Annotated in this window: 14 protein-coding genes and 1 riboswitch; of the genes, 1 reads left to right on the top strand and 13 read right to left on the bottom strand. The window is 29.2% G+C overall.

The window, feature by feature from the left end; genetic code table 11:
• Positions 1-60: 60 nt before the first annotated feature.
• From I4V51_RS10595 to I4V51_RS10610, 4 genes are all read right to left on the bottom strand, one after another.
• On the bottom strand, positions 61-1,380 hold the full coding sequence (locus I4V51_RS10595) for an alpha-glucosidase/alpha-galactosidase (protein ID WP_195988408.1): 1,320 nt from the start codon (positions 1,378-1,380) through the stop codon (positions 61-63).
• Positions 1,381-1,501: 121 nt separating this feature from the next.
• On the bottom strand, positions 1,502-2,389 hold the full coding sequence (locus tag I4V51_RS10600; RefSeq protein ID WP_195988409.1) for a carbohydrate ABC transporter permease: 888 nt from the start codon (positions 2,387-2,389) through the stop codon (positions 1,502-1,504).
• Positions 2,390-2,406: 17 nt separating this feature from the next.
• A complete protein-coding gene (locus tag I4V51_RS10605; protein WP_195988410.1) occupies positions 2,407-3,309 on the bottom strand; it encodes a sugar ABC transporter permease in 903 nt (300 codons plus the stop codon).
• A gap of 47 nt (positions 3,310-3,356) precedes the next feature.
• Positions 3,357-4,679, bottom strand: coding sequence for a sugar ABC transporter substrate-binding protein (locus I4V51_RS10610; protein ID WP_195988411.1), 1,323 nt, complete (start codon positions 4,677-4,679; stop codon positions 3,357-3,359).
• Between the two features lie 148 nt (positions 4,680-4,827).
• On the opposite strand from I4V51_RS10610, the gene I4V51_RS10615 reads away from it, so the two are divergent.
• Positions 4,828-5,739, top strand: coding sequence for a helix-turn-helix domain-containing protein (locus I4V51_RS10615; protein ID WP_195988412.1), 912 nt, complete (start codon positions 4,828-4,830; stop codon positions 5,737-5,739).
• A gap of 49 nt (positions 5,740-5,788) precedes the next feature.
• On the opposite strand, the gene I4V51_RS10620 is transcribed toward I4V51_RS10615, so the two are convergent.
• The 9 genes from I4V51_RS10620 to trpE form a co-directional block, all read right to left on the bottom strand.
• Positions 5,789-6,397 (bottom strand): TRIC cation channel family protein, encoded by a 609-nt coding sequence (locus I4V51_RS10620; protein WP_195988413.1) that lies wholly within the window; start codon positions 6,395-6,397, stop codon positions 5,789-5,791.
• Positions 6,398-6,531: 134 nt separating this feature from the next.
• Positions 6,532-6,617, bottom strand: a riboswitch (glycine riboswitch).
• A 69-nt stretch (positions 6,618-6,686) separates the two neighbouring features.
• Positions 6,687-7,118 carry a PIN domain-containing protein gene (locus tag I4V51_RS10625; protein WP_195988414.1) on the bottom strand — a complete coding sequence of 144 codons (432 nt, stop codon included), beginning with the start codon at positions 7,116-7,118 and terminating at the stop codon, positions 6,687-6,689.
• A gap of 65 nt (positions 7,119-7,183) precedes the next feature.
• Positions 7,184-7,963 carry a tryptophan synthase subunit alpha gene (gene trpA / locus I4V51_RS10630; protein ID WP_195988415.1) on the bottom strand — a complete coding sequence of 260 codons (780 nt, stop codon included), beginning with the start codon at positions 7,961-7,963 and terminating at the stop codon, positions 7,184-7,186.
• Positions 7,956-9,140 carry a tryptophan synthase subunit beta gene (gene trpB, locus I4V51_RS10635; RefSeq protein WP_207745944.1) on the bottom strand — a complete coding sequence of 395 codons (1,185 nt, stop codon included), beginning with the start codon at positions 9,138-9,140 and terminating at the stop codon, positions 7,956-7,958. The genes trpA and trpB overlap by 8 nt, the downstream gene beginning before the upstream one ends.
• A 9-nt stretch (positions 9,141-9,149) precedes the next feature.
• A complete protein-coding gene (locus I4V51_RS20930) occupies positions 9,150-9,749 on the bottom strand; it encodes a phosphoribosylanthranilate isomerase (RefSeq protein ID WP_207745945.1) in 600 nt (199 codons plus the stop codon).
• Positions 9,742-10,530: an indole-3-glycerol phosphate synthase TrpC gene (gene trpC, locus I4V51_RS10640; protein ID WP_195988416.1), complete on the bottom strand. Its 789-nt coding sequence runs from the start codon at positions 10,528-10,530 to the stop codon at positions 9,742-9,744. The genes I4V51_RS20930 and trpC overlap by 8 nt, the downstream gene beginning before the upstream one ends.
• An 8-nt stretch (positions 10,531-10,538) precedes the next feature.
• On the bottom strand, positions 10,539-11,546 hold the full coding sequence (gene trpD, locus I4V51_RS10645) for an anthranilate phosphoribosyltransferase (RefSeq protein WP_195988417.1): 1,008 nt from the start codon (positions 11,544-11,546) through the stop codon (positions 10,539-10,541).
• Positions 11,547-11,562: 16 nt separating this feature from the next.
• Positions 11,563-12,138: an aminodeoxychorismate/anthranilate synthase component II gene (locus I4V51_RS10650; RefSeq protein ID WP_195988418.1), complete on the bottom strand. Its 576-nt coding sequence runs from the start codon at positions 12,136-12,138 to the stop codon at positions 11,563-11,565.
• Positions 12,138-13,610, bottom strand: a complete 1,473-nt coding sequence (trpE, locus tag I4V51_RS10655) for an anthranilate synthase component I (protein WP_195988419.1) — start codon at positions 13,608-13,610, stop codon at positions 12,138-12,140. Before trpE ends, I4V51_RS10650 begins: the two co-directional genes overlap by 1 nt.
• Positions 13,611-14,064 lie beyond the last annotated feature (454 nt).

The raw sequence follows: 14,064 nt of genomic DNA on the forward strand, positions 1-14,064 counted from the left end.
TCATAAAAAGGTATGAAAAACTCTCTTCCCATACCTTTTTATAATTAATTATACTAGATTTTATCTATAATTACTCATATAAACACCATGAGCTTCAATCATCTCATCACACATTTTCACGATATCATCAATAGATAATTCCGCTGCAGTATGTGGATCCATCATTGCTGCTTGATATATTTTTTCTTTCTCTCCCGTAACTGCTGCTTCTATAGCTAATAACTGAGCATTAATATTACTAATATTCATAGCTGCAAGTTGTGTTGGTAATTTTCCTACATAAGTTGGATGAATTCCCATATTATCAACTAAACAAGGTACTTCAACACATGCATCACTTGGTAAATTATCAATTAATCCTTGATTTAAAACATTGCCACCTATCTTATAAGGTTTTCCTGTTACTATAGCTTCCATTATATATGATGCATACTCATGTGATCTTTCATGAGTAATTTTTCCATCATTTAATATACTATCTCTCTCCTCTTTCCATCCCTTAATTTGATTTATACATCTTCTTGGATATTCATCTAAAGGAATATTAAACTTATCTATAAGCTCAGGATACTTAGACTTAATAAAAAATGGATTATATTCTGAATTATGCTCACTTGATTCTGTACAATAATATCCTAAATGTTTAATATATTCATATCTAACCATATCATCATGCTTTTCTTTAGCATTTTTTTCATTAGCTCTTTTTCTTATCTCTGGATATAAATCATTGCCATCTTTGTCATAAATCTCTAATAACCACCCCATATGATTTATTCCTGCTATAAGTTCTTTTCTTCCTTCTAGCTTATCTTCCATATTTAATCCATTTAATAAAGTTTCCGAACAAACTTGTACACTATGACAAAGCCCTATAGTTTTTACATTTGTATATCTTTGCATATATCCTGTTAACATAGCCATAGGATTAGTATAATTTAAGAAATATGCTTCAGGGCAAACCTCTTCCATATCTCTTGCAAAGTCAGCCATTACAGGAATAGTTCTTAAGGCTCTCATTATACCACCAATTCCCATAGTATCAGCTATAGTTTGTTTCAAACCATATTTTTTAGGAATTTCGAAATCAATAACTGTACAAGGTTCGTATCCTCCTACTTGTATTGCATTTACTACAAAAGTAGCTCCTCTAAGAGCTTCTTTACGATTTTCTATACCTAAATAAATCTTTATATTTGCTTTTCCCTCATTAACATTATTGTTAATTGCTTTTAATATTAATTCACTCTCTTTTAATCTTTCTTCATCAATATCATATAATGCAATTTCACTTTCACATAAGGCTGGTGTACACATACAATCTCCTAATACGTTTCTTGCAAAAACAGTGCTTCCCGCCCCCATAAATGTAATTTTCATTTTCTATTCCCCCCAATTGAAATTTATTAATTATTAATGGTAAAAATAAACATCAATTTACTACCATTTTATTCTTCAATATTTTAATTTTTTCATCAATACTCTAACTGCTAATGCTTATCTAAAGCTTACTACCTGATGTTGCAATACCCTCAATAAATTGTTTTTGGAATATAACATATATAATAATCATTGGTATACATGCAAGTACTGATGCTGCCATTAATTCTGGATAGTTTGTAGAGAATTGTCCTTGAAGTTTTGCCAAAGCAGCAGCCAACGGCATAGTACTTTGCTCTGTATTTACTACTAAAGGCCACATTAACTCTTTAAAAGCAAATAATGCAGTAAATATACCAAGTGCAACTAACGAAGATTTTACTAATGGAAGCATTACATGTAAAAACGTTTGTCCAATGTTACATCCATCTAATCTTGCCGCCTCTTCTAAATCTTTTGGTAATCCCATAAATGCTTGTCTTAATAAAAACGTACCAAATGCTGTTACTAATCCAGGAAATACCAAAGCAAACATTGTATTTAACAATCCTAGCTTACTTATTATTTGATATTGTGGAATTATAAAAATTTGTGATGGAATCATCATTTGCACTAATACAATAGTAAAAGCTATATTTTTCCCTTTAAAATTCAATCGTGCAAAAGCATATCCTGCCATTGTAGCTGTAACTAATGCACAAATAACTCTCCAAACTATAAGTAAAATTGTATTCCAATATAATCTAAAAAAATTCATTTGTTTTATTACTGATTGAAATGCATCACTTCTCCACTTTGATGGAAATATTACAAAGGGGTCTAACTGAGTTGTTTCAGAAACAGTTTTAAAAGCCGTTAGCACCATCCATACAAATGGTATAATCATAATTACTGCTCCAACTATTAAAACAATGTGTACAAGTATATTAGCTTTTTTAACTGACCCACGTTTAGAAACAGGAGTAGTAGAATTATCTATTTGTACAGATATATTTGATTTATTTTCCATAATTAATACACTCCTCTCTAATCATAATGTACCCATTTCTTTTGACAAACCATTTGAATTGCTGTAATTATTAAGATTACAACTAATAACAGCATAACAATTGCTGATCCGTATCCCTTATTAGATTGAATAAAAGAATATTTATAAAATAAATATACTAGTGATTGACATTTTTCTAATGCTGGATTTGTCTTATCTATCATCATGTAAATAACATCAAAAACTTGTAAGGCCGCAATAATTCTTGTTACTGTAACAAAGAACATTGTTGGCGAAATTAAAGGTAATGTTATGCTAAAAAATTGTTTGACTCTTCCTGCTCCATCAATAGTTGCTGCTTCGTAATAATCTTTAGGTATTTCTTGAAGTCCCGCTAAAAATAACACCATATTATAACCAATAACTGACCATACTCCTACTAAAGCAATAAATATAATAGCTATCTTAGGATTAGAGATCCAATTAATAGGATTCATTCCAACAGTATTTCTAATATAATTAAGCAACCCAAATTCTGAATTATATAGCCATCTCCAAACCATTGCTACTGCAGCTGGTGCAGCAACCATTGGCAAAAAATATATAGTTCTATAAATTGTTCTTGCTTTTATTTTTCTATTCAATAGAACTGCTAATAATATTGCAATTACTATTGATAATGGAACTTCAACAATTGCATATTTAAATGTATTTAAAAGAGCTTGCCATACATCTGAATCTCCAAGCAACTTTCTATAGTTATCTAATCCAATGAATACATTTCCTTTTCCAAAGGCACCTGTCTTAAAAAAGCTTTCATACGCAGCTTGAAAAAGTGGTATTATATTCAAAATAAATAATCCTATCATCGTTGGTAATATAAATATCCAACCCCAAATGAATTCACTTCTGCTTCTCTTTGAGCTTTTACTCTTTTCCATCTCTATTTACCTCCTTTGTTATATAAATACAATGAAAATTTGCTGTGCTATTGCTCGTCTGATAATATTTCATTCATTTGAGTTGTTATATCATTACAAACATCTTTAACTTCCTTCTTTCCTGTCCAAGCATCTATTAATTTTTCAGAAGTCATCTCTTCCCATGTTACAGTTGTTTTTGAATATGGCCTAATAACTAAATTGTCCATCATATCTAAATAGGCTTTTAAATTAAAATTTGGATAAGCTTTAACCCAGTTTTCAGTTGTTCCTTCATAAGCAGAAATAACAACACCTAAATCTGATTGCTTTTGTTGTGCTTCCTTTGACCCTAAATACTCAATTAATTGCCAAGCTTCATCTGGATATGAGGTATTTGCTGATGCAGCCCATCCTAATCCATTATAAATTGAAACTCTATTCCCTGTTATAGTATCTTTAGGTAATACTGCAATATCACAATTTGCTTTTACATAATCATTGTTACATAACTCTGCCAACATCCATGATCCTTGAGTTATCATAGCTACTTTACCTGCTTCAAATAATGCAGTATCATCATTTTCTGTAACTACTTCATAAGCAGGTGTATGTCCATCTTTTATTATTCCAGTGATAAACTCTAATGCTTGAACAGTCTTTGGATCATTCATCTTAGATTCTTTTTTGTCATCAGATATAATTCTTCCACCCATACTATATACTGTGTTATACCAACCTGCTTGATTATTTGTTGGCTTAATTGCATATCCAAACTGACTTCCATCATCCTTAGTTAATTTTCCACATGCTTCTTTAAAGTCATCCCATGTCCAATTTTCATTTGGATACTCAACTCCAGCCTCATCAAACATGGTCTTGTTATACCAAAGTGCAATTGTATCAATATCCTTTGGTATTGCAAACTGCTTATCTTGGTAATTATATATTTGTACTATATCTTCTGGATACTTAGTTAAATCTATCATATTGCTTGATTTAATCTTGTCAGTTAAATCTAATAACATTTCATATTCGGTATATCTAGATATTTCATTTGAATGCATCCAAAATACATCTGGTAACGAGCCCCCTGTAGCACCAGCCTCTAACATTGTCCAATATTGTTCCCATGGAGTAACTTGAATATCTACTTCAATTCCAGTTTTATCAGTAAAATCATTTACAATTTCTTGAATCCCATCTAATTGATTTTTATCCCATATTGCAACTACTAATTTCCCAGATGAATTAGAAATATCTGTTGATACCTCTGTATCTTCACTTTTTGTTTTGCCTTCTTTACCTGTTGTAGAACCACCTGAACAAGATGTTAACGTTATCATTAATGATGCTGTTAATAATCCAGCTAAAAACTTTTTAATACTCATAAGATCCCCTCCACTTAATACACAAGAACCTTTGTGTTTATTTGTAAATTATGCTATAATTTTACTATAAAACTGTCGTATTGAACATGTCTTTTTGTTTTTATGATATGTCTTTTTGTTAAACCCTTAAATAATAGGAGGTAGTTTTATGAGCAAAAATATAAAATTTGATGCATTACAATCTCAAATAGTTGGTGATGTTCCAACTCATAGTATAGATTTATTTTTAATACATTGTGGTTATCATAAGTGCCCGCCTAATTATATATTTAATCATGAAGAACTAAATGAATACCATTTACATTTTGTTCTTAATGGTAAAGGAACTCTAATTATTAATAATATTAAATATAATGTGAAAAAAAATGATATTTTCATACTACCCAAAAATTACCTTGTAAAATACTATGCAGACTCTACTGATCCCTGGGAATATATATGGGTTACTTTTAACGGGACTTTGGCAGATACTTATCTATCATATGCAAATATAACATCTGAAACACCTGTAATTCATTCAAATATATCAAATGATGTCTATTTAGAGTATGTAGATAAAATGTTAGAAACTTATGAATCAACTTATTCAAGTGAATTACGAAGAGCATCATTATTATTTGAACTATTATCTACTCTTATAGAATCTCAAAATAATTCTACTTCATCTGATTCTAACATTAGTGAAATTAGTAATGATGTTAATATTTATAGTAATATATCTAGTAATATCCATTCATATACAGAATCGGCCATAAATTTTATAGTGAAAAATTATGCTAACACCAATGTAAACGATATAGCTAATTATATCGGAATCAATCGCTGTTATCTTTGTACTATATTTAAAAAACAATTAAATATATCACCTCAAAGATACTTATTAAGCTTCCGCATGAGAAAGGCTGAGGAGCTTATTCGAACTACACAATATACAATATGTGATATTTCAAATAAAGTCGGATATACTGACTCATTAGTTTTCTCTAAAATTTTCAAGAAAACTTATGGATTAAGTCCTTCTAATTATCGTAATCAATTTCTTATTAAAGAAAAGGTATAAGAATATTTAATTCTTATACCTTTTTACTATCTTAATATTAGTCTTATTCTTAAACTCTCTCTTTATATACTACTGGTAAATTTATTGTCTTATAATAACTTACCATTCTAATAAGCACAATTATTAATAATGTTATTAACTGTGCTACTTCTAATCCAATTACAGGATATATAAACCAAAGTATAGTAACACCTATAATTCCTGCGACACAATAAATATCATGCTTAAAAATTTGTGGTTTTCTATTAGTTATTATATCTCTTAATACTCCGCCACCAACACCAGTAATGCTAGCTGCAAATATAAATAACATAAAATTATAATTGCTACCAATTGCTTTTACTGCTGCTGATACAAAAAAAGCAGCTAGTCCAATTGCATCAATGAATACAAATAAAGTTTTATACTTTAATTTTCCCTTTAAAAATATAGCTAGTAAAGCTCCGGCAATAATAAATGGAATAGTCATATAACTTGTAAAGAATACTGGTATACCTGAATTGGTAACGATATCCCTAAGTACTCCTCCCCCCATAGCTGTAATTATAGCTATTATATATATTCCAAAAATATCAAACTCTTCTTCAATAGCTACTATTGCTCCTGATACGGCAAAAGCAAACACACCGATATACTCTAAAATTGCAATATAGTCCAAAAAAATCCCCCTTATTTAATAATACCTAAAGACTAATTATTAAAATAATTGCGCCTCTGTCTTTTTACCTGAAAGATTCTCTTACTATATCTAAGATTGCTTCGTCGGTGCCGTATATGGGCTTTCCAGAGTTTTCTCAAAATTTGGTCCTTTTGCCTGAGAGTTTGCCGCACTTTCCCCTTCGGCTCTGAATTTAAACAGTATCTCCCAAATTTCTCAACGAAATACTTGTAAATTATAATATATCCATTATGGTAATTCAATATCTAAAATAGAGATACTTTTATTTTTAGATAATGTTATTTAATTCTTTTATTGATAATACTCTTTTCTCACCTAAAATATGTCTTGCAATATTATATAACTCCTTATCTTCAGTAACTAAATTTAAATCATCATTAATATAGCAAGCATACAATTGCAATAAATCATTTTGAGATAAATTATTACTATTAAAATTTTCCTTACTTTCATAGTCAAATATCATATAAAATCCACTTATATTATCTTTTTCAACTTCTATACTATAAGGCAATAGCTTGCAAAATCTTTCACTTAAAACCTCTCTTCTTCTATATTCTTTTGTTTCCTTTACAGATAATTCATTTAATACATCAGTTAATATAACAACCTTATTTTCTCTAATTATTTTATCTAACTGTTTTTCCTCTTCATCCCAAAATCTAATTATTATATTAGTATCTAATAAATACTTCTTCATTTGTCTCTCTCCTTCTATAACATACTCTTATTTTATTATAATTGAGTACTTGTAACTATAAAATATTAAATTTCATATTTAATAGCATTTTTCATTTTTCTAGTATATTTAAATAACTCTTCATTGGCATTATTACCATACCTTTCAATAATCTTAACTATAGCACTTCCTACAATTACTCCATCTGATATTTCAGAAATTTCTCTTGCTTGATTAGGATTATTTATTCCAAATCCAACAGCACAAGGAACATCAGTAACTTTTTTAATTGATTTTATTATATTTTCTATATCTGTTTCAATTTCACTTCTTACTCCAGTAACTCCCATAGATGATACAACATAAATAAAACCTTTAGCCTCTTTTGCAATAGTTTTAATTCTTTCTTCTGACGTAGGAGCAATTAAAGATATAATATCAATATCATATTTATTAGATATATGCTCTATTTCATTCTTTTCTTCAAAAGGTACATCAGGAATAATTATTCCATCTACACCAACTTCCTTGCATTTAACAAAGAATTCATCATATCCATATTTGTAAACTGGATTTATATAAGTTAAAAATACTAATGGTATATTACTCTTTTCCCTAACTTTTTTAACTATGTCAAAAACTTTATTTGTAGTCATTCCTGAATTTAATGCCCTTATATTAGCATTTTGAATAACAACGCCTTCCGCAGTAGGATCTGAAAAAGGTATTCCTATTTCAATTAAATCTGCTCCGGCTCTTTCCATTTCTAAAATATATTCTACCGTTTTTTCCTCACTTGGATCTCCTGCTGTTAAAAATCCTATAAATGCCTTTTTATTTTCAAATGCTTTATATATATTACTCATAAATCTTTTCCCCCTTATATCTAGCTATTGCTGCAACATCTTTATCTCCTCTTCCAGAAAGATTAATAATAATACTTTCATCATTACTAAATTTTTTAGCAATCTTTATAGCATAAGCTACAGCATGTGCACTTTCTATAGCACAAATAATCCCCTCAGTTCTAGCTAAATACTCAAAGGCTGAAACCGCTTCATCATCAGTTATAGAAACATATTCTGCTCTCTTTATATCATGTAAATAAGCATGCTCTGGTCCTATTCCTGGATAATCTAATCCTGCTGAAATTGAATATACTGGAGCTATTTGTCCATTATTATCTTGACAAAAATAAGACTTCATTCCATGAAATATTCCAACACTACCGTTAGCTATAGTTGCTGCATTTAACGCTGTATCAACACCTTTACCAGCTGCCTCACATCCTATAAGTTGTACATCTTTATCATTTATAAAGTTATAAAACATACCTATTGCATTACTTCCTCCACCAACACAAGCAATAACAGCTGCTGGTAATTTACCTTCAACATTAATAATTTGCTCTTTAGCTTCCTTACTTATTACACTTTGAAAGTCCCTAACCATAGTTGGAAATGGATGTGGACCCATTACTGAACCTAAAACATAATGAGTATCATCTATTCTACTTACCCACTCTCTCATAGTTTCATTAACAGCATCTTTTAATGTCATTGTTCCACTAGTTACAGAATTAACCTTTGCTCCTAATAACTTCATTCTATATACATTTAAAGCCTGCCTATCTGTATCTTCTTTTCCCATAAATATTTCACATTCTAATCCTAAAAGTGCTGCGGCAGTTGCTGTTGCTACTCCATGTTGACCTGCTCCAGTTTCTGCAATAACTCTAGTTTTACCTAATTTTTTAGCTAAGAGTACTTGTCCAAGTACATTGTTTATTTTATGAGATCCTGTATGATTTAAATCTTCCCTCTTTAAATAAATCTTTGCTCCACCTAAATCTTTACTCATTTTTTCTGCATAATAAAGTAATGATGGCCTTCCAGCATAGTCATTTAATAATTTTTTTAATTCTATATTAAATTCTTCATCATTTTTATAATACTCATATTTTTCTTCAAGATTAATAAGTTCTTTCATTAATGTTTCTGATATATATTGTCCTCCATATTCTCCAAATCTACCTTTACTCATAAACTCTACCTACCTTCCTACTATTCTCATTACTTCTTTCATTTTTATATAATCTTTAATACCATTACTTTCAATTCCTGTACTTATATCTATTGCCCTAGGAGAAACTTTTTCAATTGCCTGTTTAATATTTTCTATAGATAATCCTCCTGCTAAAAAAAACTCTCTATTTAAGTTCTTTATGTTATTCCAATTAAAAGTTTTCCCAGTTCCCTGTCCACTATCTAATAATAGAAAATCTGCACAAGAATCCCTACATACTTCAATATCATTAATACAGTTAACTTTTATTGCTTTTATTACCTCTCTCTTACTTATTTCTTTTATTACTTTTATATCATCTTCTCTTTCACTTCCATGAAGTTGTGCTATATCTATAACTCCTATGGTTAATAAATCTATTATTTTTTCAATATCCTCATCTACAAAAACACCAACAGCTTTAATATTAGAATTTAATCTATTCCTTAAATAAATTGCTTTATCCTTTGTTACTTGTCTTCTACTCTTAGCAAAAACAAAACCTATATAATCTGGATTTAATTTATTAGCATATTCAATATCCATTTCTCTAAATAAACCACAAAACTTTACTTTCACATTACTCATATTTAAATCCTCTTAATTCATCTAAAGCTTTCTTTTTATTTTTACTTTTCATTAAAGTTTCACCAATTAACACCGCATTAACATTATTTTTTTTCAATACATCAATATCTTCAGCAGTTTTAATACCACTTTCTGATATAAAAATAATATCCGTTGGAACAAACCTTCTTAACCTAACTGAATTGTTAATATCCACTGTAAAATTCTTAAGATCTCTATTATTAACTCCTATTATTCTAGCTCCGCAGCTTAATGCCATATTAATTTCTTTTTCATTATGAGCTTCTACTAGTGCAGACATACCTAACCTATTAGCTAAATCTATATACTTTTTTAAAATATCTTTATCTAATATAGAACATATTAAAAGCACTGCACTAGCCCCTAAAATCTTAGCTTCATAAATCATATATTCATCTATTACAAAATCCTTTCTAAGAATAGGCACCTTAACTTCTTTTGATATCTCCTCTAAAAATATATCTTTTCCTTTAAAGTAAAATGGCTCAGTTAAAACTGAAATAGCATTTGCCCCTGCTTCTTCATACTCTTTTGCAATATCTAAATATGAAAACTCTTCTGCTATTATCCCTTTAGAGGGAGATGCTTTTTTCACTTCGCATATAAAAGCTATATCTGGATTTTTTAATGATTTTTCAAAAGGAAAAGTATTATTTATTTGCTTTTGTAATGCTTCTTCCATTATTGTATCTAAAGATTTTTCATCTTTTCTTTCTGATATTCTTATTCTTGTTTTTTCTACTATTTCATTTAATATCATAACTTCACCTACTCATTAGAATATTTAATAAAATCTTCTAATTTCTTCTTAGCCTTTCCACTATCAATTATTTCTTCAGCTAACCTAACACCATCCAATATAGTTTTAGCCTTTCCTCCTATATATAAAGCTGCTCCTGAATTTAAAACAACGGCATTTCTCTTAGGTCCCTTTTCTCCATTTAATATTGACATTATAATTTTTGCATTTTCTTTAGGATTTCCACCCTTTAATTCTTCCTTCTTACATCTTTCTAGTCCGAATTGTTCTGGAATTATTACATAAGAATAAAACTTTCCATCTTTTATTTCACAAACTGTTGTATGTGAACTTATAGATATTTCATCTAATTTATCCTCTCCGTAAACAACTAAGGCTCTCCTAACACCTAAGTTATATAAAACTTTTGCAAGTGGCTCTACCAACTCTTCTTCGTATACACCCATAAGTTCAATATTTGCTCCTGCTGGGTTACTTAATGGGCCTAAAATATTAAAAATAGTTTTAATTCCAAGTTCTCTCCTTATAGGTGCTACATACTTCATAGCAATATGATAGTTTTGAGCAAATAAAAAGCATATACCAATTTTCTCTAATAACTCTTTACTTTTTTCTGGTGAAATATTAATTTTCACCCCCAAAGATTCTAATACATCAGCAGATCCACACCTACTACTTGCTGCTCTATTTCCATGTTTAGCTACTGGTATTCCAGCTGCTGCAATAACAATTGATGAAGTTGTTGATATATTGAAAGAGTTAGATCCATCTCCTCCAGTTCCTACTATTTCAAGTACATCTTCATCATGCAAAAGCTTTATACAATGCTTTCTCATAACTTCAGCTGATGCTGTAATTTCTTCTATAGTTTCTCCTTTCATACTTAAAGCAGTTAAATATGCACTTTTTTGAACATCACTTGCTACCCCAGTCATAATTTCATTCATTACGTCTTTTGCCATATCATAATCAATATCGTGCTTATTACTTAATTTTTTAATTGCCTCTTTAATCATTTAATTGCCCCCTTTTCTATATCCCTAGTTGCTCTAATAAATTACTAATTATTTTATATCCCTCCTTTGTTAATATTGATTCTGGATGAAATTGAACACCATAAATTTTATTTTTATTATCTTCTACAGCCATAACTTCACCATCTTCAGTAACTGCTGTAACTATTAATTCTTCTGGTACTTTTTTGTTATCTACCGCTAATGAATGATATCTTCCAACACTTATTCTTTGTCCTAAGTTTTGAAATAGTTTACTGCCTTTTTTTATATTTACTATACTTGTTTTTCCATGCATTAATTCTTTTGAATAAGTCACCATTGATCCATAAGCTTCACAAATCACTTGATGTCCTAAGCATACTCCGAACATAGGTATTTTACCTTTAAAATATTTAACTACCTCAATACAAACTCCCGCATCCTTTGGTTTTCCTGCTCCTGGAGATATAATTATTAACTCTGGCCTCATATTGTTTATTTCCTCTATAGTCTTTTCATCATTTCTAATGATAACTATATTCTTATCAAAAACTCCAATAAGCTGATAAAGGTTATAAGAAAAACTATCATAATTATCAATTAAAAGTATCATTAATTAATCCCCTCCATTGATATATTCAGTGCATTTATAACGGCCTTTGATTTATTTATACATTCTTCATATTCATTTTCTGGAATACTGTCTGAGACAATTCCAGCTCCTGACCTTATAAATACCTTCCCATTTTTAGAAAATGCTAATCTTATTGCAATACACATATCTAAATTTCCAGTAAAATCTAGATATCCAATTGCTCCACCATATATACCTCTCTTATTGCCCTCTAATTCATTTATTATTTCACAAGCCCTTAGCTTTGGAGCTCCTGATAAAGTTCCTGCTGGTAATATTGAATCTATTGCATCTAACACATCTTTATCTTCTCTAACTTTTCCTGTAACAGTTGAACCTATATGCATAACATGAGAAAACTTTTCAATATTCATATATTTTTCTACTTTTACAGTTCCTATTTCACTTATTTTTCCTATATCATTTCTTCCTAAATCAACTAACATATTATGTTCAGCCAATTCTTTTTCATCATTTAAAAGCTCTTTTTCTAGAATCTTATCCTCATCTTCTGATTTTCCTCTTTTTCTAGTTCCTGCTAAAGGAAATGTATATAATTTATTATCTTCAAGTTTTACTAAGGTTTCTGGTGATGCTCCTGCTATTTCTATATCGTTACTATAAAAATAAAACATATAAGGTGATGGATTTGTAGTTCTTAATACTCTATAACAATCTAAAATGCTCCCCTCAATTTCTGCTTCTATTCTATTTGATAAAACTACTTGGAAGATATCACCCTCCTTTATATAATCTTTTGCTTTCCTAACTATATTGCAATATTCTTCTCTTGAAAAATACTCTTTATATTCTGATTTAATATTTAACTTTTTCTCTTCTACTGATTTTCCATTTCTAATTAAATCAACCATATTTTTTAATTCTATTTCTGCTTTTCTGTAATTAACTTCAAAATCATTTGTTTTTATATTTACTATTAATATTATTTTTTGTTTATAATTATCAAATGCTATTACTTTATCAAATAGCATCAAGTCAACATCATTAAATTTTTCCTCATCTTTACAATCTAACTTTAAGCTTGGCTCACTATACTTTATATAATCATAAGAAAAATATCCAACTAACCCTCCTGTAAATGTGGGAAATCCTTTAATTTTAGGACTTTTGTTTTCTTTTAAAATTCTTCTGATATATTCATTAGGATTATTAATTGTTTCATTAATAGTAAATTCATTGTTAATTTTAAGTTCATTATTATAGCAGGTTAATTCTAACTTAGGATCATAACCTAAAAATGTATATCTTCCTAACCTATGAGAATTATCTACGCTTTCTAAAATAAAAACATGACTACTTACTTCTTTAAGAATCCTTAGAGTTTCAATAGGAGTTTTTATATCTGCATACAATTCCATACTTATAGGAATAACTCCATAATCATCATTTGCTATAATATTTTTTGCCTCTTCTAAACTTGGATAAATCATATTTTTCCTCCTAAAAATTTAATATATCCTGCCAAAGAACATAAAAAAGCCCGTCCTTGACAGCTAAATTTACTGTCAAGGACGGGCAGAATTCACTACACCCGCGGTGCCACCTTGATTTACGAAATAATCGTACACTTTATCGGATACTAACATATCCTAGACAACTAACGTATGTCAAACGTCATAGAATACTAAGAATTTTCAATTCTTTTCCCTATGCCCTCCGTGGTCCATTTAATAGGCTGCGTTCTGCTTAGTTCTCAGCAATCTAAGCTCTCTGTAAGTGCACGATCTATTTTTATCTCCACATCACCGGTTTATTTTTACTCATATTACCATATATCCAAAAATAATTCAACTATTTTTTTCATTTATGGATTATTTTACATATTTAATTATTTTAATGGTAAAAGAGGGAATAAAACTGTAAAAAGCTCTATTTATATATATA

It is taken from the genome of Clostridium sp. D53t1_180928_C8, assembly GCF_015667795.1.
GTDB lineage: Bacteria > Bacillota > Clostridia > Clostridiales > Clostridiaceae > Clostridium.

Coding starts and splice junctions, on each gene's coding strand:
- I4V51_RS10595 (WP_195988408.1), bottom strand. CDS start 1,380: ATGAAAATTACATTTATGGGGGCGGGAAGCACTGTTTTTGCAAGAAAC.
- I4V51_RS10600 (WP_195988409.1), bottom strand. CDS start 2,389: ATGGAAAATAAATCAAATATATCTGTACAAATAGATAATTCTACTACT.
- I4V51_RS10605 (WP_195988410.1), bottom strand. CDS start 3,309: ATGGAAAAGAGTAAAAGCTCAAAGAGAAGCAGAAGTGAATTCATTTGG.
- I4V51_RS10610 (WP_195988411.1), bottom strand. CDS start 4,679: ATGAGTATTAAAAAGTTTTTAGCTGGATTATTAACAGCATCATTAATG.
- I4V51_RS10615 (WP_195988412.1), top strand. CDS start 4,828: ATGAGCAAAAATATAAAATTTGATGCATTACAATCTCAAATAGTTGGT.
- I4V51_RS10625 (WP_195988414.1), bottom strand. CDS start 7,118: ATGAAGAAGTATTTATTAGATACTAATATAATAATTAGATTTTGGGAT.
- trpA (WP_195988415.1), bottom strand. CDS start 7,963: ATGAGTAATATATATAAAGCATTTGAAAATAAAAAGGCATTTATAGGA.
- trpB (WP_207745944.1), bottom strand. CDS start 9,140: ATGAGTAAAGGTAGATTTGGAGAATATGGAGGACAATATATATCAGAA.
- I4V51_RS20930 (WP_207745945.1), bottom strand. CDS start 9,749: ATGAGTAATGTGAAAGTAAAGTTTTGTGGTTTATTTAGAGAAATGGAT.
- trpC (WP_195988416.1), bottom strand. CDS start 10,530: ATGATATTAAATGAAATAGTAGAAAAAACAAGAATAAGAATATCAGAA.
- trpD (WP_195988417.1), bottom strand. CDS start 11,546: ATGATTAAAGAGGCAATTAAAAAATTAAGTAATAAGCACGATATTGAT.
- I4V51_RS10650 (WP_195988418.1), bottom strand. CDS start 12,138: ATGATACTTTTAATTGATAATTATGATAGTTTTTCTTATAACCTTTAT.
- trpE (WP_195988419.1), bottom strand. CDS start 13,610: ATGATTTATCCAAGTTTAGAAGAGGCAAAAAATATTATAGCAAATGAT.